This is a genomic window from Pseudomonas ficuserectae, assembly GCF_024584585.1.
Lineage (GTDB): Bacteria > Pseudomonadota > Gammaproteobacteria > Pseudomonadales > Pseudomonadaceae > Aquipseudomonas > Aquipseudomonas amygdali.
Genome location: NZ_CP085684.1, coordinates 2,798,514 through 2,818,373 on the forward strand (window position 1 = coordinate 2,798,514; position 19,860 = coordinate 2,818,373).

The 19,860-nt window shown below is 59.1% G+C and carries 15 protein-coding genes and 3 pseudogenes; 5 read left to right on the forward strand and 13 right to left on the reverse strand.

From position 1 onward, the window contains the following. Nucleotides 1–11: 11 nt before the first annotated feature. From phnL to LJU29_RS12305, 5 genes and pseudogenes are all read left to right on the forward strand, one after another. Nucleotides 12–728 (forward strand): phosphonate C-P lyase system protein PhnL, encoded by a 717-nt coding sequence (gene phnL / locus LJU29_RS12285; protein WP_002553866.1) that lies wholly within the window; start codon nucleotides 12–14, stop codon nucleotides 726–728. Further along, the gene (locus LJU29_RS12290) at nucleotides 722–1,867 is read left to right on the forward strand and encodes an alpha-D-ribose 1-methylphosphonate 5-triphosphate diphosphatase (protein WP_257112470.1); all 1,146 of its coding nucleotides are present in this window, start codon (nucleotides 722–724) and stop codon (nucleotides 1,865–1,867) included. The genes phnL and LJU29_RS12290 overlap by 7 nt, the downstream gene beginning before the upstream one ends. Beyond that, the gene (gene phnN, locus LJU29_RS12295) at nucleotides 1,867–2,433 is read left to right on the forward strand and encodes a phosphonate metabolism protein/1,5-bisphosphokinase (PRPP-forming) PhnN (protein ID WP_004665582.1); all 567 of its coding nucleotides are present in this window, start codon (nucleotides 1,867–1,869) and stop codon (nucleotides 2,431–2,433) included. The genes LJU29_RS12290 and phnN overlap by 1 nt, the downstream gene beginning before the upstream one ends. Then, entirely contained in the window at nucleotides 2,424–3,173 is a 750-nt protein-coding gene (gene phnP / locus LJU29_RS12300; RefSeq protein ID WP_122321222.1) for a phosphonate metabolism protein PhnP, read from the forward strand. The genes phnN and phnP overlap by 10 nt, the downstream gene beginning before the upstream one ends. Before the next feature lie 138 nt (nucleotides 3,174–3,311). Further along, nucleotides 3,312–5,681 (forward strand): annotated as a pseudogene (locus LJU29_RS12305) (glucose/quinate/shikimate family membrane-bound PQQ-dependent dehydrogenase). Nucleotides 5,682–5,760: 79 nt separating this feature from the next. Here LJU29_RS12305 and LJU29_RS12310 read toward each other — a convergent pair. The 13 genes and pseudogenes from LJU29_RS12310 to LJU29_RS12370 all read right to left on the reverse strand — a co-directional run bounded on the left by LJU29_RS12310 (nucleotide 5,761) and on the right by LJU29_RS12370 (nucleotide 19,843). Then, nucleotides 5,761–6,063, reverse strand: coding sequence for a contact-dependent growth inhibition system immunity protein (locus LJU29_RS12310; RefSeq protein ID WP_004643190.1), 303 nt, complete (start codon nucleotides 6,061–6,063; stop codon nucleotides 5,761–5,763). A 138-nt stretch (nucleotides 6,064–6,201) separates the two neighbouring features. Beyond that, nucleotides 6,202–6,662: pseudogene (locus tag LJU29_RS12315) on the reverse strand (SMI1/KNR4 family protein). A gap of 101 nt (nucleotides 6,663–6,763) precedes the next feature. Further along, complete coding sequence (locus tag LJU29_RS12320) at nucleotides 6,764–7,237, reverse strand: hypothetical protein (protein WP_004665578.1); 474 nt, start codon at nucleotides 7,235–7,237, stop codon at nucleotides 6,764–6,766. Beyond that, nucleotides 7,237–8,610 carry a DUF6861 domain-containing protein gene (locus tag LJU29_RS12325; RefSeq protein WP_257112476.1) on the reverse strand — a complete coding sequence of 458 codons (1,374 nt, stop codon included), beginning with the start codon at nucleotides 8,608–8,610 and terminating at the stop codon, nucleotides 7,237–7,239. Before LJU29_RS12325 ends, LJU29_RS12320 begins: the two co-directional genes overlap by 1 nt. 197 nt (nucleotides 8,611–8,807) lie before the next feature. Beyond that, the gene (locus tag LJU29_RS12330; protein ID WP_257112718.1) at nucleotides 8,808–9,788 is read right to left on the reverse strand and encodes an IS5-like element ISPsy2 family transposase; all 981 of its coding nucleotides are present in this window, start codon (nucleotides 9,786–9,788) and stop codon (nucleotides 8,808–8,810) included. A gap of 355 nt (nucleotides 9,789–10,143) precedes the next feature. Then, nucleotides 10,144–11,667 (reverse strand): amidase, encoded by a 1,524-nt coding sequence (locus tag LJU29_RS12335; RefSeq protein ID WP_122322539.1) that lies wholly within the window; start codon nucleotides 11,665–11,667, stop codon nucleotides 10,144–10,146. Nucleotides 11,668–11,789: 122 nt separating this feature from the next. Beyond that, nucleotides 11,790–12,941 carry a M20 family metallopeptidase gene (locus LJU29_RS12340; RefSeq protein ID WP_257112477.1) on the reverse strand — a complete coding sequence of 384 codons (1,152 nt, stop codon included), beginning with the start codon at nucleotides 12,939–12,941 and terminating at the stop codon, nucleotides 11,790–11,792. Next, nucleotides 12,938–14,362: a M20 family metallopeptidase gene (locus LJU29_RS12345; protein WP_257112478.1), complete on the reverse strand. Its 1,425-nt coding sequence runs from the start codon at nucleotides 14,360–14,362 to the stop codon at nucleotides 12,938–12,940. Before LJU29_RS12345 ends, LJU29_RS12340 begins: the two co-directional genes overlap by 4 nt. Further along, nucleotides 14,359–15,372: an ABC transporter ATP-binding protein gene (locus LJU29_RS12350; protein ID WP_005757498.1), complete on the reverse strand. Its 1,014-nt coding sequence runs from the start codon at nucleotides 15,370–15,372 to the stop codon at nucleotides 14,359–14,361. The genes LJU29_RS12345 and LJU29_RS12350 overlap by 4 nt, the downstream gene beginning before the upstream one ends. Beyond that, nucleotides 15,369–16,370, reverse strand: coding sequence for an ABC transporter ATP-binding protein (locus LJU29_RS12355; protein WP_005757495.1), 1,002 nt, complete (start codon nucleotides 16,368–16,370; stop codon nucleotides 15,369–15,371). The genes LJU29_RS12350 and LJU29_RS12355 overlap by 4 nt, the downstream gene beginning before the upstream one ends. 16 nt (nucleotides 16,371–16,386) lie before the next feature. Further along, a pseudogene (locus LJU29_RS12360) lies at nucleotides 16,387–17,294 on the reverse strand (ABC transporter permease). Between the two features lie 8 nt (nucleotides 17,295–17,302). After that, the gene (locus LJU29_RS12365; RefSeq protein ID WP_257112479.1) at nucleotides 17,303–18,220 is read right to left on the reverse strand and encodes an ABC transporter permease; all 918 of its coding nucleotides are present in this window, start codon (nucleotides 18,218–18,220) and stop codon (nucleotides 17,303–17,305) included. Between the two features lie 102 nt (nucleotides 18,221–18,322). Beyond that, nucleotides 18,323–19,843 (reverse strand): ABC transporter substrate-binding protein, encoded by a 1,521-nt coding sequence (locus LJU29_RS12370; RefSeq protein ID WP_005779677.1) that lies wholly within the window; start codon nucleotides 19,841–19,843, stop codon nucleotides 18,323–18,325. Between the last annotated feature and the right edge of the window lie 17 nt (nucleotides 19,844–19,860).

Sequence of the window (19,860 nt, forward strand, 5' to 3'; positions counted from 1 at the left end):
AGGGGAGCCCGATGACAACCTTGATCGAGGTCCGTGACCTGTCGAAAACCTTCACCCTGCACCAGCACAACGGTGTGGTCCTCAATGTGCTGCGCGGGCTCAGTTTCTCGGTGCGCGCTGGCGAATGCCTGGTGCTCAGCGGGCAGTCCGGCGCGGGCAAAAGCACATTGTTGCGCACTTTGTACGGCAACTACCTGCCTGCCGCTGGCAGCATCCGCGTACAGCACGAAGGCGAGTGGACCGAACTGGTCGGGGCAACCCCGCGCCAGGTGCTTGAGGTGCGGCGCAAAACGCTCGGCTATGTCAGCCAGTTCTTGCGCGTCATTCCGCGTGTCTCCAGCCTGGATGTAGTGATGGAGCCGGCACTCGCACGCGGATGGTCGCGCGAACAGGCTCAGGAGCGCGCGCAACTGCTGCTGAACCGGCTGAACATTCCCCAGCGCCTTTGGCCACTGGCTCCCAGCACTTTTTCCGGTGGTGAACAGCAGCGTATCAACATCGCCCGGGCATTCATGGTGCCGTGGCCGGTTTTATTGCTCGACGAACCGACGGCTTCGCTGGACGACGCCAACCGTCAGGTGGTGCTGGAGCTGGTCGACGAGGCTAAACAGGCCGGTGCCGCACTGATCGGTATTTTTCATGACCGCGACGCCCGCGAGGCAGTCGCCAATCGTCAACTCGACATGAGCCCGGTGGACCTCACCGCCAAGGAGTTGCTGCAATGCTGAACGAACAGATCTTTAGTAACGCCCGTGTGGTGACTGCCGAGCAGGTGTTCGTCGGCACAGTCGTGGTCCGCGACGGCCTGATTGCCGAGGTTCAGAGCGGGCGCAGCCAACTGAGCCAGGCTCAGGACATGCAGGGCGATTACCTGCTGCCGGGCCTGGTGGAGTTGCACACCGATAATCTGGAGAAGCACCTGTCGCCGCGGCCGGGTGTCGACTGGCCGTCGATGTCGGCGGTGATCAGCCATGATGCGCAAATTGTCGCGGCCGGGATTACCACGGTGCTCGATGCACTGTCGATTGGCGACATCAACCCCAAAGGCAAGCGCATGCAGCAACTGCCCGCAATGCTTCAGGCGATTGCCGACGCCAACGCAGCGGGCCTGACCCGCGCCGAGCACCTGTTGCACCTGCGTTGTGAGGTCAGTCATCCGGATACCCTGAGCGTGTTTCGTGACCTGGTGGACCAGCCACTGGTGCAACTGGTTTCGGTGATGGACCACGCGCCCGGCCAGCGCCAATTTGCCCTGGAGTCCAAGTACCGCGAGTACTACATGGGCAAGTACCACATGAGTCATGAGGAAATTGACCGCTTTATCGTCGAACAGGTGGCCAATTCCACCGAGTATGCCGACCGCTACCGGCGCGCGATTGTCGAACTGTGCCTGGCGCGCGGCCTGTCGATTGCGAGCCACGACGACGCAACCATGGCACATGTCGAGGAATCGGCAGGTTTCGGCATGAACATCGCCGAATTCCCGACCACACTCGAAGCGGCCCGTGGCTGTCGGCAACTGGGCATGAGTGTGCTTATGGGCGCACCGAACATCGTGCGCGGCGGCTCGCACTCCGGTAACGTGGCGGCAGCATCGCTGGCCCGACACGGGCTGCTGGACATTCTGTCCAGCGATTACTACCCGGCCAGCCTGTTGCAGGCCGCGTTCATGCTGGCCGAACAGGACAACGACTGCGAGCTGCCGCACGCGATCAATATGGTCAGCCGCACGCCCGCCGTTGCGGCAGGGTTGGCGGATCGGGGCGAGATTCGCATCGGTCTGCGCGCTGATCTGATTCAGGCGCGCAATCATGCAGGCCTGCCGGTTATCGACAAGGTCTGGCGACAAGGCAAGAGGGTGTTTTGATGGTTGGCAGGTTGATCTATCTCATCGGGCCGTCCGGTTCAGGCAAGGACAGCCTGCTGGATGCAGCCCGTGAAACGCTGGCGCAACGCAACTGCCGGGTTGTACGGCGGGTGATCACCCGTTCTGCCGAAGCGGTGGGCGAGGCGGCACAGGCGGTGACGGTCGAACAGTTCGAGCAGATGCGCGAGCGTGGCGCGTTTGCCTTGAGCTGGCAGGCCAATGGCTTGCACTACGGCATCCCCATCGAGATCGATCAGTGGCTGCTGGAGGGCCACGACGTGTTGATCAACGGCTCCCGGGCGCATCTGCAGAAAGCGCAATTGCGTTACCCGACGCTGCTGGCGGTGCTGCTGACCGTCAATCAGGACGTGCTGCGCCAACGGCTGTTGGCGCGCAACAGGGAAACCCTTGCGGAAATCGAGGAGCGCCTAGCGCGCAACTCGCGCTTTGCCGGGGATTTACTGGCGAACAATCCGCAGGTCTTCCCGCTGGATAATTCAGGTGATCTGCAACAGACCGTCGCCACGCTTATCGGCCTGATGGAGCGGCGTGACGCATGCGCCTGACCCTGCTGGGCACCGGTGACGCACGACAGGTGCCCGTCTACGGTTGCCAGTGCCCGGCCTGCTCGGCGGCGCGGGCGAATCAGGACCTGCGACGCTTGCCGTGCAGTGCGCTGATTGAATGCGCCGATCAGCGCTGGTTGATCGACGGCGGCCTGACCGACCTTACCGAACGGTTCCCGCCGCGCAGCCTGAATGGCATCCTGCAGACGCATTACCATGCCGACCATGCCCAGGGCCTGCTGCATCTGCGCTGGGGCCAGGGGCTGGTGATTCCGGTCCACGGCCCGGCGGACCCAGAAGGCCTGGCCGACCTCTACAAGCACCCCGGCATTCTCGATTTCAGCCAGCCGTTTGCAGCCTTCGAAACCCGGGCACTGGGCGCATTGCAGGTCACGGCGTTGCCGCTGACGCACTCCAAGCCCACGTTCGGGTACATGTTTGAAGGCGACGGGCAACGTTTTGCCTACCTGACCGACACAGTCGGCTTGCCCGACGCGACCTGCGAGTTTTTGCAACGCCAACCGCTGGATGTGTTGATTCTCGATTGTTCCATGCCCCCACAGCCTCAGCCGCCACGCAATCACAATGACCTGACCCTGGCGCTGCAAACCATCGACCAGTTGCGACCGGGCAAGGCGGTATTGACGCACATCGGCCACACGCTGGATGCGTGGTTGATGGGGCTGCCGCCAGGACTGCCGGGCCATGTATTGATCGGTCGGGACGGCATGGCGCTCTAGGCGTGCGCATAAACGCAAAAACTGTGCGCTGATCGCCCGCAAAAGCCTGTTCCAGAAGCTTGGCAGCCTGCGACAATTTGTCATTATGAACCGTTTGGTACATTCTGTTCGGCTGTAAAAATCCGACAGGTTTGAAAAATGACAAACAAGCAAGGCACAGGAACTGGCGGCAGGTTGCTGCTGCTTGGGCTGGGAGTACTGATCGCCCTGATCGGGCTCGGTCTGGCAGGTGGCGGCGGCTATCTGGTGACATTGGGCGGCAGCTGGTTCTTCCTGCTGATGGGACTGGCGATGCTGATCAGTGGTGCGCTGATCGCCGCGCGCAAACCCAAAGGTGCCGTGTTGTATGGCATCGCCCTGGTACTGACCGCCATCTGGGCTATCTGGGATGCAGGCCTGCACTATTGGCCGCTGGTGTCCCGCCTATTGACCTTTGCCGTGATCGGCCTGGTGATTGCGCTGATCTACCCGACACTGGTTCGCGCTTCGGGTGCTCAGGCAGGCCGCGGTGCCTATGGTCTGGCTGGCATGCTGGCCATCGGTGTTGTGGCGACCATCGGCTACATGTTCGTTCCGAGCCATGTGGTCAGCGCCAGCAGCGTGCCGCCTATTGTCCCGGTGGCGCCGGGTGCCGAGCAGAAGGACTGGGCACACTGGGGCAATACGCCGGCAGGTAACCGGTTCGCTGCTCTGGATCAGATCAACAAGAGCAACGTCGACAAGCTGCAGGTTGCCTGGACCTTCCACACCGGCGACATTCCGCAGAGCACAGGTGCCGGTGCAGAAGACCAGAACACCCCGCTGCAGGTCGGCGACACGGTCTACACCTGCACCGCCTACGGCAAAGTATTCGCACTGGATGCTGACACCGGCACTCAGCGCTGGAAGTTCGACCCGCAGGGCAGTGCGCCCAACTGGCAGCGCTGCCGAGGCCTGGGCTACTTCGCCGCACCCGCAGCTGCACCCGACGCACCTGCCCAGCCAGCCGCCGCGTGTGCCACACGCGTGTTTCTGCCGACTGGCGACGCTCGCCTGATCGCACTCGATGCCAGGACCGGCGAGACCTGCAAGGACTTTGGTAATCAAGGCCTAGTCGATCTGAAAACCGACATGGGCGAAGTCAAGGAAGGCTACTACCAGCAGACCTCGACGCCGCTGGTGGCGGGCAATGTGGTTGTGGTGGGCGGTCGGGTTGCCGACAACTTCTCCACCGGCGAACCTCCAGGCGTGGTGCGTGCTTTCGACGTACACAGCGGTGAGCTGGCCTGGGCCTGGGATCCGGGTAACCCGAATACCAACAAGCGTCCGCCAGCAGGTGAAACCTATACGCGTGGCACGCCGAACGTCTGGTCGGCCATGTCCTACGATGACAAGCTCGGCCTGATCTACCTGCCGACCGGTAACGCTACACCCGACTTCTTCGGCGGGACGCGTACCGAGCAGGACGACAAATGGTCCTCATCAGTCGTTGCGGTGGACGTAAAGACCGGTCAGGTGCGCTGGAACTTCCAGATGACCCACCATGATCTGTGGGACTTCGACATTCCGGCGCAGCCGTTGCTGTATGACATTCCGGACGGCAAGGGCGGTACGCAGCCGGCATTGGCGCAAGTCACCAAGCAGGGCGAGATTTTCCTGCTCAACCGCGAAACCGGCGTGCCGATTTCGCGTGTCGAAGAACGCGCTGTGCCGCAGGGTAATGTGCCGGGCGAGCGCTATTCGCCGACCCAGCCGTTCTCGGTAGACATGCCGTCGATTGGCAACCAGACCCTCAAAGAGTCGGACATGTGGGGTGCTACGGCGTTCGACCAGCTGATGTGCCGCATCGCTTTCAAAGGCATGCGCCACGAGGGCGTTTACACACCGCCAGGCCTGGACCCTGCGTAGCAGTTCCCCGGCTCGCTGGGCGGCATGAACTGGGGCAGCGTCTCGGTCGACCCGACCAACAACTATATGTTCGTCAATGACATGCGCCTGGGCCTGGCCAACTACATGATCCCGCGCGACAAGATCGCTGCCGGTGCCAGCGGTATCGAAATGGGCGTTGTGCCGCAGACCGGCACACCGTTAGGTGCAATGCGCCAGCGCTTCCTGTCTGCCGTCGGCATTCCGTGCCAGGCACCGCCGTTCGGCACCATGTCGGCGATAGACCTGAAAACCAAAAAACTGATGTGGCAGGTTCCGGTCGGCACCGTGAAAGACACAGGTCCGATGGGCATCCGTATGGGCCTGCCGATTCCGATTGGCATGCCGACGCTGGGCGCTTCGTTGTCTACCCAGTCGGGCTTGCTGTTCTTCGCCGGTACTCAGGACTTCTACCTGCGTGCCTTCGACAGCGGCAACGGCAACGAAATCTGGAAGGCCCGTCTGCCCGTAGGCAGCCAGTCCGGCCCGATGACCTACGTATCGCCCAAAACCGGCAAGCAGTACATCCTGCTCACCGCCGGCGGCGCCCGCCAATCGCCGGATCGTGGCGATTACGTGATTGCCTACGCGTTACCCAAGTAACGTGCTTCAACGTTGAGGGGCAGATTTTGCCCCTCGATTTGTCATGTCACATGCTGGATGTCTCGCGGACAGATGGATGCTATTGTTGGCTTGTGAAGTAAATGGCCATTTTGGATAGCCAATCCGAATAATGAGTGTGTTTACTGCTGGGCTCGAAATAGCACCCCAATGTGGTTGTCATTATTTCGCTGTAGTCTGTTTCTGTCATGGGCTGGCTTAACAGATGCTCAATTTCTTTTACGCTATCTCGCAAACAGCTCAAGGGTTCACATTTTACGATCTCTTCAAGCACGTGATTGCTGTCCGAGAACTCTTCCGTCCAGTCCTGATGAAAATAGCAACCTAGTAATCGGCTCAGGTTGGCGTATTGATCTGTTTTCATGAGGGCGTCCGGCTTTTTGTTATGGGGGCAGGCTTCAATTTTTGATAATTGATGATATAAGGTGCGAATCTGTTTGATATGAATGGGCGAGGCGGAATTGTTGATGGGATGTTATTAGGCTGCAGTTTGGCTTTACGTTTAGGAGTGGGCGATTATTCTTTTGACAAGATACTCATAAAAATTCGCTGCATAGAGGATCGCAGCTCCTGACGGTACTTTCAAGAAGATCTGGCATTCATTGTTTTGTAAGTATTATAGTCAAAGAAGAAAACTTCGCCAAGGTCCGTTCTGCTGATGACCAATTTATCTGGGGTGGTCGACTTGTTTTTGAGTTCGTTGATATGTTGGAAGACAATATCTCCACCCTGTATGCCATCGAAGTCAATGCCGTAGATACTGTAAATCTCCTCGGTGCCTACTTCTCCTCCCGCATAATTCCGTAAAAACCATTTGTAGGAGTCAGGCAGTGGGTGACCTAAACGCTGTTCTGCCTTAATAATCAACTCATCGGCCACAGCGTCGGCAGGTGTTCCAAATGCTGCTACATTCTCATTTGTCTTCATAAGGTTTCCAAGATCAAATGCTGTCAAATTAGTCATTTCATTACTCGTGAGTATTCGCGCAGTTAAATCTAGTTCCACCTCCTGTATCTGCTCCTGAAAATTCAAATAGTTCAGTATTTGCTAGAGGCTTTCCACGCTCATCTGTTGACTTTGGTTACGTTTGAGTAATCGCCGAACTCGGGGATTTTTTCGTAATTGTCTTTAGGCTCGAAATGCGATTTGGCTTCCTCAAGCTTATGTGGGTTTAGCTGCTCCCGACGAATCAAAAGCTCGCCGCTTTCTTTGAAGATGTAGCTGGTTCCAACTGAGATTTTCCCAGCGTCATCAAATTCACGATGGGTTGCCATCGTGAGGAAAAGCGTTTCTGAATCCAGGCATTGAAACTGATAGGTAAGGTATTCGCGCTGATGGTCATCCAGAAATCCAACGCCCACCATGTTCTTGTCTAAAATCATTTCTACGAAACAAGCTGGTTTAGAGTCTGAGCCTATCAACGCTGTATAAGGTTTTTTAGCCAAATGCAAAGCGTTGGCGGTAGCCTCGTCCATAGGGTCGATTGCACGATGCTTAAGGCGGAACCAGGACTTGCAATAAAAAATAGAAGGACTCATCAATACACCTTTCCGTTGATATCTCTAATTAAAATTCCTGCTTTGTCTGCAGAGTCTAAAATAGTTTGGGGTATTATACCTGTTTGAGGTGGAACTTCCAGTATCAAAGCGCCCTGTAATTTTTGTCCTGCCAAAGAGCCACTGGATGGAACATTCGCTATAGTAGAGCCACTCGGGTACTTTGATATTGCTTCATTTATATAGCTTTTGGCGGTGGATTCAGATATCTTTGAAAATTGAGTTAATTTACGTGATATGATTTCCCCAGTTGTTGGGTTGTATGAATCTAGTCGGTAATAGCCATTGCCGTCAGGCCTCTGTATGTAGACCTCATTGTAGGGGTAATTTTTTGATTGAACTCTATTAAACTCGTTACCTGCATCGAGTCGCTGCAGCCACTCTGGTTTTGATGAGGTATTTGCCACGTCGTTGGATTCTTTTTTTGCATCTGGCCGATTAGATGGCGAGGGTGTAGTTGGCGGCTCTTGGGTGTCCATTACTCCCCGGAGCGGTGAAGGCTCACTCCTCCGCAACTCAGGATGAGCCAGCAACTTCTGCTCATTGCGAGCCAACCAACCCGCAATTTGTTTATCAGTCATGTCCGCTTGAAGCTTTGCGCTACGTGCCGCAATGCCATCCAGGCTGCCTACGATCCCGGCCTTGATCTGACCTCGTGTGATGTAGGTAACGATGGCAGTCAGCAGGAGCATGACTAATTGCTCCTGACCTCTGGCAAGTTGCCGCGCGGCAGCGTCTATACGCTCATCAATCAACCACGCAGAAGCGCCTGTGGGATCGAGCCCCGGCGGTTTGACACCTTCCTCTGCGTTCCAGGCTGTGACCATGCCTTCATAAAGGGTTGCGAGACAAGCTGGGAGGCCTTGATAAAAATAATCAGCGATGGCTGAAAGCCCCATGCCCAACAGAATCAGGTTGCCGACCTGTAAGCCTATGCCGCTGCCTGCTATGGCTCCTGGTACAGCGCCCGCTCCGAACGCTAGCGACCCAGCCGCACCACCAACAACAAGAGTCCCGACGGCCACGCTGCCGCCCATAATCATGGCGACCTCTTTGACCAGTTGCAGCAAGACGGGAAGGATTTCCGTAACGTCTATGGAAGCCCATTTGCGCATCAGATTTAGCTGGATGATCGGATAGGACTTGGCCATCGCCAACTTCACCGATTCGATGCGGTTTCCGCCGATACTGCCGAAGGCCAATGTGGCCTCGTTACTGACTCGTCGAGTGAAACCGTTCCAACCATCGAAAGCGCTTTCCCAGCCTTGATCGAAAGACTGATTCAGATGGTTGAATTTGTTATCGAGTGTTCGCTCGATGTCGTCCCATTTAGGGACGTTGGCTAAAAGATCCATTTATTCATCTCTGTCCTTGAAAAGAGTAAATTCCGATTCTCGATCCTTTAGGGAAGGTCTGAAGTAGCCGGATGTTTTCCGGCTACCGAGTCCTCAGCACTTTTCAAAAAACGATGCATGTCGAAATTTGCTCAATTATCTTCGCTTTTTAGCTCTTTCGGCCGCTGCAAAGCCTTTTGCGGTAACCATTTCCTGCATTACACGCGCACCTCTCCTGCGCTCGCCAACAAATGTCGGCGGGCCATCCACAGGTTTGACAGGGCGAACAACGTCACCATCTGCGCGGTGTTCTTGGCCAAGCCCCGAAAGCGCACTTTTTCATAGCCAAACTGGCGTTTGATGACCCGAAACGGATGCTCGACCTTGGCGCGAACCTGGGCCTTGGCCTTCTCGATTTTTCGGATCGCCTTGTACAAAATACTGCGTTTTCCGTGCTTTTTGTAAGTGCTGCGGCGGGCGGCAATCTGCCAAATGACCTTGCGCCCGGCATGTTCTTCGCGCTTCTCGACCCCGGTGTAATCTGCGTCGGCGCAGACTACGTTTTCCTCGCCGTGCAGCAGTTTGGCAACCTGCGTGACGTCTGCCACATTGGCCGCTGTTACTACCACGCTGTGCACCAGGCCTGACTCGTCGTCGGCGCCGATGTGAGCCTTGGCGCCGAAATAGTACTGGTTACCTTTCTTGGTTTGATGCATCTCAGGATCGCGTTTGCCATCCTTGTTCTTGGTCGAACTGGGCGCGTGAATCAGCGTGGCATCGACGATGGTGCCTTGACGCAACGACAAGCCACGGTCGCCCAGATAACCATTAATTACGCCGAGAATCCCGGTCGCCAACTCGTGCTTTTCCAGCAGACGACGGAAGTTGAGAATGGTGGTTTCGTCTGGAATTCGCTCCAGGCTCAGGCCTGAAAACTGACGCAGGATGGTCGTCTCATACAGCGCTTCTTCCATCGCCGGATCGCTGTAGCCGAACCAGTTCTGCATCAGATGAACACGCAGCATCGCCATCAGTGGGTAGGCGGGCCGGCCACCTTCTCCTTTTGGATAATAGGGCTCAATCAGGGCAATCAAACCTTTCCAGGGCACCACCTGATCCATCTCGATCAGGAACAATTCCTTACGGGTCTGCTTGCGCTTGCCGGCATACTCGGCGTCGGCGAAGGTCATCTGTTTCATCATCGAAAAGCTCGGCGACTGGTGTCCGGAGATTTTGCCAAATTAGGAAGTCTTTTTCAGAGTTTCCTTAGTCATCGGACTACAGCCTGCGCTAGAGGTAACCTTTGCCTGACCGTCTGGCATGCCAATTCGATCTCAGATACTGCCATTTTTCTCATTTGTGCGACGATCGCAATGATGTCAATGAGATAGCATTTGGATGTTCACGACTGTGATAGCTAGGTGACGCATTGAATTCCCGGCGCTTTTTCTCACCGCTGTGGTTTGAAAGTTTTTTTGGTTGATCGCTAAAAAGTGAAGTGCGGCACTTTTGTTGAGCGCCTGGTATTGGTCTTGCTCCTTCACACATCCCCAACTACATCGCCCCAATCTCCGGCTTGCCCGTTCTCGACCCGCCGTAAACCGGTGGATGCGTGACGATGTGCGTCAGGTCGACCGCCGAGGCCAGCAATTTCTGCAGGTCCGGGCGTGGACGAGACAAGCGTGGGTCATTCGCCGTCGCCTGTTCGAGCGCTTCGGCGCAGGCGAGCAGTTTTGCGTCGCCGCGGAACCCGCCGATCACCTGTAACCCGAACGGCATGCCGTTGTGGTCGGTGCCGCAGGGCAGGGACAGTGCCGGGTTGGTGGTCAGGGTGATGGTGTAGCACAGCGCCAGCCAGCGATAGTAATTGTCCAGTGGCACACCGTTGACTTCGCTCAGGTACAGTTCGCTCCACGGGAAGGGCGAGACTGGCGTGGTCGGCGCGAGGATCAGGTCGTAGTGTTCGAATTGCTTCTGGAAACCGCGAAAGATCCGGCTCTGCTCGCCGTGCGCCTTGACGCAGTCCTGCAGCGACATGGCAGCGCCCATCTCAAAGTTGGCGCGGGTGTTGGGTCCCAGCGCATCGGGGTCGCGGTCATGGGCGTCCTGCAACCCTGCAACGAAGGCTTCGGCACGCAGTACATCGAAGGTGCGATGGGCGCTGCCCAGATTCAGGTCGATGGCTTCGCAGGATTTGAAGAGCGGCCTCAGTGCGTTAATTTTTTCCCGGAAAACGGCACGGATTGTGTCATCGACTGCGCAGGCGCCGAAGTCTTCGCTGTAGCCGACCCGCAATTGGCTGAGGTCGACGGTGCGTGGTGCAAATTCGTCATCGGCAATGGCATAGCTCAACGGATCAGACTGCCCCAGCCCGGCGCTGGCGCGCAGTTGCAGCAGCGTGTCGGCGACATTGCGACCCATCGGGCCAACAACGGAAATCGGCGTCCAGCCGAGTTTTTTGCGTTCGCTCGGTACCAAGCCGGGTGAGGGTCGCAGGCCGACGATGCCGCACAGTGCTGCGGGAATGCGCAACGAACCACCGGTGTCTGAACCGCTGCACAACGGCACCATGTCCACAGCCAATGCGGCGGCTGAACCACCCGAGGAACCGCCTGCGTTGAGTTCCGGATTGAACGGGTTGCCGGTCGCGCCCCAGACTACGTTGCGGGTGTTGGCTCCGGCGCCGAGTTCCGGGACATTGGTCTTGCCGACGACGATTGCTCCGGCAGCACGCAGGCGGGCGACGAACAGGTTGTCCTGCGCGGGGATGTTGTCGCGGAACAATTGTGAGCCGTAAGTGGTGAGTACCCCGGCAGTTTCTTCCAGATCCTTGATGCCGATTGGCAGGCCATGCAGCAGCCCCAGCGGTTTGCCTTGCAGGACTGCATGCTCGGCCAGCAGTGCCTCGTCGCGGGCGCGCTTGAAACAGGTGGCGGCGAACGCATTGATTTTCGGGTTCAGGCTTTCAATGCGCTCGATACAGGCGTCGAGCAATTCCACTGGCGAGATCTGTTTGTTGCCGATCAGCGCACGCAGTTCGGTGGCGGATTTGCCAAGGAGCTCGGATGGGTTTTGCATGGAATGTTCTCCCGAATGTCATCGTTCCGCACGCTCCGCGTGGGAATGCATTTCGTGACGCTCTGCGTCACACACCTGCGTCGCGCCTCTTTTTCCAGGTCGGGCGCACGTTGGCAGTCTCTTCAACCATCCCCCAACGCCAGTATCGTCGCGACCAGCGCCTGGCCTCTGGGCACCAGGGTATCAAGCTCCAGATACTCACGGTCGGTGTGTACCTTGCCGCCGACCGGGCCGAGGCCGCACAGCGTAGGGATACCCAGGCTGGCGGTGAAGCCCGAGTCGGCGCAGCCGCCGGTGAACTCACCTTCCACGCTGAAACCCAGTTCCTGCGCGAGACCTTGATAAATACTCAGCAGTTCGGTGCTGTGCCGGGCTTCCATGGGCAGGAAGGTCGTGGCTTCCAGCAGTCTGGCCGATGTGCCGGGCAGTTCCTCTTCGGCGACAATGGCCTGGACGGCGGCGAGAATTTCATCCCATTGGCGCAGTTCGACAAAGCGCACATCAAGCTTCGCCGTGGCGCTGGGTGCAACGGTGTTGCTGGAGGTGCCGCCCGAGATCAAGCCGACGTTTGTGGTAATGCCCGCTGCGTAGTCGGTCAACGCATGCAGCTTGATCACCTTGTGCGCCAGCGCCTGAATCGCGCTGGCACCGTCGGCGTGATTGACCCCGGAATGCGCCGCGCGGCCGCTGACTTCGATGATCAGCGTGGCACCGCCTTTGCGGGCACTGACCACGTTGCCGCTGGCGCGTCCCGGTTCCGGGTTGAGCACCGCGCGAGCCTGGCGGGCGTATCTTTCGATGTGAACACGAGCGCTGGCCGAGCCGATTTCTTCGTCGCCGGTATAGAGGATCTGTACTGGAAACGGCAGCGGGCCGATGCGCTTCAACGCTTTCAGCGCAAAGCAGTTCAGCACCAGTCCGCCTTTCATATCGGCCACGCCAGGGCCATAGGCCAGTTCGGCATCTTTGGTATAGCCGCGAGTGGACGTGGTGCCTTTGGGAAATACCGTGTCGCGATGGCCGAGCAGCAGCACCGGCTTGCCGGGGCCGCCTGGCAATTCAGCCAGCAGCACATCGCCGAAACCGTCAACCGGGATACGTTCGACGCTGATCCCGTCGGCCAGCAATTGCGCGGCGAGCAGTTCGCCGACCGCATCCACTCCGGCCTTGTCGTAACTGTTGGAGTCGGTATCGACCAGGCTCTGCAACAGCTTCTCCATTGCCTCGTACTGCCCGCTCAGCCAGTCGGTGGCCTGCCGTTGTGCCTCATTCATTCACTCAGCTCCTGTATCCGATGCTCGCGGGTCAGCCGTACGCCGTCCGTTCCCAGGTCCCAGAACAGTCCGGCCATGATTTGCAGACTTTCTTTGACCACCGGTGCCAGCAAATGCTCGTCGGGGGCATGTTGTGAGCACGCCGGGTACGAGTGTGGCACCCAGACAGTCGGCAGGCCCAGCACTTCAGCGAACACGTCATTGGGCAGCGAGCCGCCCAGATTGGGCAGCAGTGCCGGCTTCTTGCCGGTGGTGACGGCCAGCGATGCCAGTGCCCAACCGACCCACGGGCTGTCGGGTGACAGGCGCGTGGCGTGCATTACGTCCATGCGCGTCTGACGGACTTCGACCTGGGTGAAACCGTGCGCATCCAGGTGTGCACGCACGGCGGGAATGAACGCGTTGTAATCGCTGTCGACCACAAAGCGAATGTGGCATAACGCGTGCGCTTTACCGGGAATGGCGTGTACCGGGGCGTCCGGGTTGCCGGTCTTGAAGGCGAGAACGTCGAGGGTGTTCCAGCCGAAAACTTTTTCGCTGAGCGACAGCGCCGGGTCGCCCCAGCCAGCGTCGATGTCCGGGTCGCCGGGGCCGCCGACCTCGATATCCGCCAACGCAGTACGCACGGCATCGGGGATGGCTGTCGGCATCAGGCCCGCGACTTTCACCCGGCCATGCGCATCGACCATGCTGGCAATTGCGTTGGCCAGAATGATGCCTGGGTTGGCCAGCAGCCCGCCCCAGTTGCCGGAATGGTGCGCGCCTTCACGCAGGTTCACCGTCAGCTCGAAGTTGAACACCCCGCGCGAGCCAAGAAACAGGGTAGGGCGCGCCGCTGCCAGGCGTGGGCCGTCGGAGGCGATGAAAATGTCTGCGGCGAGTTCTTCTGCGTGGGCCTGGCAGAACGCGCCAAGACCCGGCGAGCCGTCTTCTTCGCCCATTTCCAGCAGCAGTTTGACGTTGAAACCCAGCTTGCCGTCGCGTGCCTTGAGGGTCTGCTCCAGAGCGGTCAGGTTGATCAGGTGCTGGCCCTTGTTGTCCGCAGTGCCACGCCCGTACCAGCGTTCGCCACGTTCGATGACCTGCCACGGCGACAAGCCCGGTTGCCACTGCGCGTCATAACCGCGAACCACATCGCCATGACCATAACTGAGCAGGGTCGGCAGGGCCGGGTCTTCGATACGGGTCGCGATCATTAGGGGGCCACGCCAGGCGACCGGGTTGTCATGCACCGCCACGCTGAAACCCAGACGCTCGACATGCGGTGTAATGAATTCGTGCAGATAGCGATAAAGCTCCGGCAGGCTCTCGGCCTCCTGGCTCTGGGTCGGATAGGCGACGCTTTCGCCAAGCAGGGCGAAAAATGCGCCGTTGTCGAACTGTTCAGTGACGTTTTCGATGGCGTGCGAACGGCTACTCATGAGGGCATCAGCTCCAGGGTTTTCGAGGTGTCGCGCAGGTGGCAGCGCACGGTTCCGCCTTCCATGCGGCCAGTCACCGGAGACTTCTCCTTGCACACCGCCATGCAGGCCGGGCAGCGCGGGTGAAAGGCACAGCCGGATGGCGGCGACATAGGATTGGGGAAGGTCCCGTGCAAACCCAGATCGGGAATGCCCAGATGCGGGTCAGGGGTCAGTACCGAGTCCAGCAACGCTTGCGTGTAGGGATGACCGGGTCTGGCGAACAGCGATTCGCGGCTGCGCTCTTCGACAATCCGCCCCAGGTACATCACCGCGACGCGGTCGGCGAGGTGTTCGATGACGGCCAGGTTGTGGCTGATCAGCAGGTACGTCAGCCCGAATTCCTGTTTCAGGTCCTGTAGCAGATTAAGAATTTGCGCCTGCACCGAAACGTCGAGTGCCGAGGTCGGCTCGTCGCAAATCAACACATCCGGGCGCATCACCAGGGCCCGGGCAATCGCTACCCGCTGGCGCTGGCCACCGGAAAGCTGGCTCGGGTAACTGTCGATCACGCGCTTGGGCAAGCCGACCACGTCCATCATCGCCTCGGCACGCTGGCGACGTTCGGTATGGGTGCCGATGTCATGCACGATCAGCGGCAGAGTGACGATTTCGCGCAGGGTCTTGCGCGGGTTGAGCGACGAGTAAGGATCCTGAAAGATCGGCTGGATGCGCCGTGCCATCTCCTTGCGGTCGGTTCCGGCGAGGTGTTTGCCATTGACCAGTACATCGCCGCTGCTGGGCGCGAGCAGGCCCAGCAGCATCTTGGCCAGGGTGCTCTTGCCGCATCCCGATTCGCCGACCAGCCCGAGGGTTTCGCCGCGCATCAGGCGCAGTGACACTCCGTCGACTGCTTTCAAAGTGGCATTGGGTTTGAAAAAGCCACGGCTGATGCTGAATTCGCGACGGATGTCGCACAGCTCCAGAGCAATGTCTTTTTTGACGCTCGTGTTAAGGGCCTGATTATTCATGACGTCATGCCCTCACGGTGCAATACAGTTTCTTCGCCCGTTGAAGCAAACAGGCAGCGGGTCATGTGGTCCTGGCTATTGATTGGCGGCACGTCTTCGGCGCAGGCCGGGATTGCCAGCGAGCAGCGATTGCGAAATGCACAGCCGTGTTGCTCGCCCACCAGGCTGGGCACCAGCCCCGGAATCGAACCCAGCGGCTGACCCGGTTGAGTGCGTCCGGGGATCGGTATGCTCGCCAGCAAGCCGCGGGTATAGGGGTGTTGCGGGTTCTCGAACAACTCGACCGCCGGGGCGGTTTCGACGATCTGTCCGGCGTACATCACCGCAACCCGGTCGGCGATACGTGCCACCAGCCCCAGGTCGTGGGTGATGAAGATCACGGCCAGACCCAGCTCCTTCTGAATGTCGCGGATCAGGCGCAGGATCTGTGCCTGAATGGTCACGTCCAGTGCGGTGGTCGGCTCGTCGGCGATGATCACGTCCGGTTCGCACATCAGTGCCATGGCGATGATCACCCGCTGGCGCAGGCCGCCCGACAATTGATGTGGATACTGACGCAGGCGTTCGCTGGCGTTGCTGATCCCGACTTTTTCGAGCATCTGCGCGGCGCGCTGCAGTGCCTCCTTGCGGGACACCTTGCGGTGTCGGGTGAGCACTTCGCTGAGCTGATCGCCGATGCTGTAGGCCGGGTTCAGAGAGGTCATCGGCTCCTGAAAGATCATCGCCAGGCGGTTGCCGCGCAGGTCGCACATCTGCCGCTCGCTCTGGGTCAGCATATCGATACCGTCCAGGCTCAGCGTCGTTGCGGTACGCCGGGCCTTGCGCGGCAGCAGGTCCATGAGTGCCAGCGAAGTCAGGGATTTGCCGCAGCCGGACTCGCCGACGATGCACAGCATTTCGCCGCGCTCGACCTGAAAATCCAGGCCGCGCACTGCGTGCAGCGTGTCTTGGCCGAGAGGAATCTCGACACGCAGGTTTTCAACATGCAACAGCGCCATGTGCGTATCTCCTCTGTCAGTTGCGCCCGTCGGGCAGGATCAGGTCGCGCAGGCCGTCACCGACCAGATTGATGCCCAGCACCAGCACCATCAGGGCGATGCCGGGAATCGCGATAACCCAAGGGGAAAAGAACATGTACGGTTTGCCTTCGGCGATCATCAGGCCCCAGGACGGAATCGGTGGCTGTACGCCGACCCCGAGGAACGACAGCGCCGATTCCAGAAGGATCGCGTGGGCCATCTCCAGCGTGGCAACCACGATCAGTGCGCCGACCAGATTAGGCAGAATTTCGCTGGCCAGAATGCGCAGCGTCGAGCAGCCCAGCGCCTGGGCCGAGGCAACGTATTCAGCGTCGCGGATCTGCTGCACAGCAGCGCGGACCACCACGGCAAAGCGGTCCCAGAGCAGGCAGCCAAGCAGCACGATCACCACTTTCAGCGAGCCACCGATCAGCGATGCAGAGGCCAGTGCGATCATCACCACTGGCATTGCCAGGCGCGTGGTGATCAGGTAGCTGATTACAGCGTCGGTCTTGCCGCCGAAGTAGCCGGCCAGCAGGCCCATGATGGTGCCGATGACGCCAGAGATGAGCGCCGCCGAGAAACCGATGAATAGCGAGATGCGTGCGCCGTACAGCAGGCGTGACAAGTAATCGCGGCCCAGTTTGTCGGTGCCCAGCACATAGTCCCAGGTGCCGTTGGCCATCCATACCGGTGGTTTCATGCGCAGCATTACATCCTGCGTGTAAGGGTCGTAGGGGCCAGCCAGGGGGCGAACAGTGCGCCGAACAGGATGATCAGCAACAACACCGCGTCGATGGCAAAACCGCGGTGCGCGAAGCTGTTGCGCAGGGTGCGCCAGACACTGCGCGCCGGTGGCTGGTAATCGTTGATCAGCAGCGGCGATGAGGTGGTTGTGCTCATGTGGCCTCCTATTTCACGCGAATGCGCGGGTCGAGCAATGCGTTGAGCACGTCGGCCAGCAGGGTGAGGACGATGTAGATCACCGCGATCAACAGCACGACCGCCTGCACCAACGGGAAGTCGTCACGGGCAATCGCATCCCAGGCCAGTTGGCCGATGCCTTGCAGCGAGAACACTGTTTCAATGACCACCGAGCCGCCAAGCATGAAGCCGAACTCCACGGCGGCCAGTGCCACCACCGGGATCAACGCGTTGCGCAACGCATGCTTGAACAGCACGGTGGCGGGGCGCAGGCCCTTGGCACGCGCTGTGCGGATGTAATCGGAATTGAGCACGTCGAGCATGCCGGCGCGAGTCAGGCGCATGATCGCCGGTGTGGCGTAATAACCCAGCGCGATGGCAGGCATGACGAAGTGCGCCCAGGTCGAGTTGCCCGATACCGGCAGCCATTTCAGGGTGACCGAGAACACCACGATCAGCATCAGCGCAAACCAGAAACTCGGCATCGCCTGACCCAGTACCGCGATGCTCAGCGCCAGGCGATCAATCCACGTGTCGCGCTTCACGGCGGCCAGTACGCCCAACGGAATGGCAATCAGCAGCGCAATGCTCAGGGCCATTGCGCCCAGCCCGAGGGTAATCGACAGGCGCGAGGCGATCAGGTTGTAGACCGATTCCTGAAAGAAGAACGAGTCACCCAGATCCAGGCGTACCACGTCGGCCAACCATTCGAAATACTGGGTCACCAATGGTTTGTTGAGGCCGTATTGCACACGGATCTGTTCGATCTGCTCGCTGCTGGCTTCCGGCCCGCCGATGGCGGTGGCCAGGTCGCCGGACAGGTGCAGCAGGGAAAAGCTGATCACCGACACGGTGATCGCTACGCACAGGGCAATGCCCAGGCGGCGCAAGAGAAATCCGAACATGGCAAGTGACCTTGTGTTCAGGGAATGACGGGTTGGCTGACGATGCTGCAAGGCGCGTCACGTACCTCACAGCAGGTCTCGCCAAATAACTTCACTAACGATCTATTTCCAGCTCGACAGTACGAAGCGCGGCAGCTCGTCCGGATACGGCTTGAAGTTCAGGTCCGAGACGTAGGCGTAGTTCATCGAGTAGTTGAACAACGGTGCCCAGTACGCCTGTTCGCTGATGCGCTGCAAGGCCTTGCGGTAATTGTCCTTGCGCACCTGCGGGTCCAGTGCATTGTCGGCGGTCTGCAGCCAGCCCTGGACTTGCGGGTCCTTGATGTTGTCGTCCGGGTTGCCCTTGAACCAGGTGCCGGCCGAGGCCGATGTATCGAGAATCGAGAACGAACCCCAGGCCTGAAAAGACATTGGCACCTTGCCGCCACGCTGCTGGTCACGCAGGGCCGCGTACTTGAGGTAGCGCAGCTTGGCGTTGATGCCGACTGCACGCAGGTTGCCGATGATTGCTTCAACGTAGTCGCGGTCGCGGTAGGCGAATATTTCGGTTTCAAAGCCGTTCGGGTAACCCGCTTCGGCGAGCAGCGCCTTGGCCTTGGCCGGGTCATAGTTGTAGACCGTGGCTGCGCTGGTGTCGCAACCGAACTGACCGGGGTAGCAGGCGACCTGCAATGGTTTGCTTTCGCCACCGACCAGTTGCGAGGCCAGACCGTCACGGTTGATCGCATAGTTGATTGCCTGGCGTACTTTCAGGTGTTTCATCGGCGAGTCGGCGCTGGAGGTGCCGCGCGCATCCAGAATCAGAAAGCCGATACGCATAGTCGCGCCGCTGGTGACCACCAGGTTGGGCATGGCTTTGAGGTTTTCGGCCTGATCCGGCGCTACGCGCCAGGTCCAGTCGATGCCACCGGTCATCAGCTCGGCCAGACGTGTTTCAGCATCGGCAATCACGCGAAAATTGATGTGAGCGATCTTCGGCTGGCCCTGTGGGCTGCCCTGAAAGTAATCTGGGTTCTTGTCCATCTTCACGCCTTCACCGGTAGCAATGGCCGTCACCTTGTAAGGCCCCGTGCCAATTGGTTTACGGCTGAAGCCTGCCATCCCGACCTCTTCGAAATACTTTTTCGGGAACATCGGCACAGCGTTGGAAAGGTATTCCAGCGCAGGCGGGAAAGGCTTTTTCAGGTGCAGGCGTACGCTGTAGTCACCCAGTTTTTCGGCACTCTTGATCCAGTCGACGTTTTGTACCGTGACCACCTTGGATTCGGGCGATACCACGTAATTGAGGGTGAATACCACGTCATCTGCCGTGAACGGATCGCCGTTGTGAAACTTCACGCCCTCGCGCAGCTGGAAATCGATGGTGGTGTCGTCGACCTGCTTCCAGCTGGTGGCGAGCATGGGTTGGTACTCGCCATTGTCCGGGTTGCGATAGACCAGGTTGTCCCAGATCAGGCGACCGAGAATCACGCCCTCGCGCAGGTCGTTGTGATAGGGGCTGATGTTCTCCGGTTCGCTGTCGGAGGCGTAGACCAGTGTGTCGTCGGCCTTGCCAGCCAGGGCGGAAAAACTGCTGAACAGGCTCAATAGCGCGATGCTGCGAGCGAAACCCTTGATTCCCATGCCGTCGTCTCCAAAAG

Excerpts from the sequence above, each read along its gene's own strand:
- LJU29_RS12370 (WP_005779677.1), bottom strand. The coding sequence starts at position 19,843 with ATGGGAATCAAGGGTTTCGCTCGCAGCATCGCGCTATTGAGCCTGTTC.
- LJU29_RS12355 (WP_005757495.1), bottom strand. The coding sequence starts at position 16,370 with ATGGCGCTGTTGCATGTTGAAAACCTGCGTGTCGAGATTCCTCTCGGC.
- LJU29_RS12310 (WP_004643190.1), bottom strand. The coding sequence starts at position 6,063 with ATGAAAACAGATCAATACGCCAACCTGAGCCGATTACTAGGTTGCTAT.
- LJU29_RS12340 (WP_257112477.1), bottom strand. The coding sequence starts at position 12,941 with ATGAATGAGGCACAACGGCAGGCCACCGACTGGCTGAGCGGGCAGTAC.
- phnL (WP_002553866.1), top strand. The coding sequence starts at position 12 with ATGACAACCTTGATCGAGGTCCGTGACCTGTCGAAAACCTTCACCCTG.
- phnN (WP_004665582.1), top strand. The coding sequence starts at position 1,867 with ATGGTTGGCAGGTTGATCTATCTCATCGGGCCGTCCGGTTCAGGCAAG.
- LJU29_RS12365 (WP_257112479.1), bottom strand. The coding sequence starts at position 18,220 with ATGTTCGGATTTCTCTTGCGCCGCCTGGGCATTGCCCTGTGCGTAGCG.
- LJU29_RS12345 (WP_257112478.1), bottom strand. The coding sequence starts at position 14,362 with ATGAGTAGCCGTTCGCACGCCATCGAAAACGTCACTGAACAGTTCGAC.
- LJU29_RS12320 (WP_004665578.1), bottom strand. The coding sequence starts at position 7,237 with ATGAGTCCTTCTATTTTTTATTGCAAGTCCTGGTTCCGCCTTAAGCAT.
- LJU29_RS12290 (WP_257112470.1), top strand. The coding sequence starts at position 722 with ATGCTGAACGAACAGATCTTTAGTAACGCCCGTGTGGTGACTGCCGAG.
- LJU29_RS12330 (WP_257112718.1), bottom strand. The coding sequence starts at position 9,788 with ATGAAACAGATGACCTTCGCCGACGCCGAGTATGCCGGCAAGCGCAAG.
- phnP (WP_122321222.1), top strand. The coding sequence starts at position 2,424 with ATGCGCCTGACCCTGCTGGGCACCGGTGACGCACGACAGGTGCCCGTC.
- LJU29_RS12325 (WP_257112476.1), bottom strand. The coding sequence starts at position 8,610 with ATGGATCTTTTAGCCAACGTCCCTAAATGGGACGACATCGAGCGAACA.
- LJU29_RS12350 (WP_005757498.1), bottom strand. The coding sequence starts at position 15,372 with ATGAATAATCAGGCCCTTAACACGAGCGTCAAAAAAGACATTGCTCTG.
- LJU29_RS12335 (WP_122322539.1), bottom strand. The coding sequence starts at position 11,667 with ATGCAAAACCCATCCGAGCTCCTTGGCAAATCCGCCACCGAACTGCGT.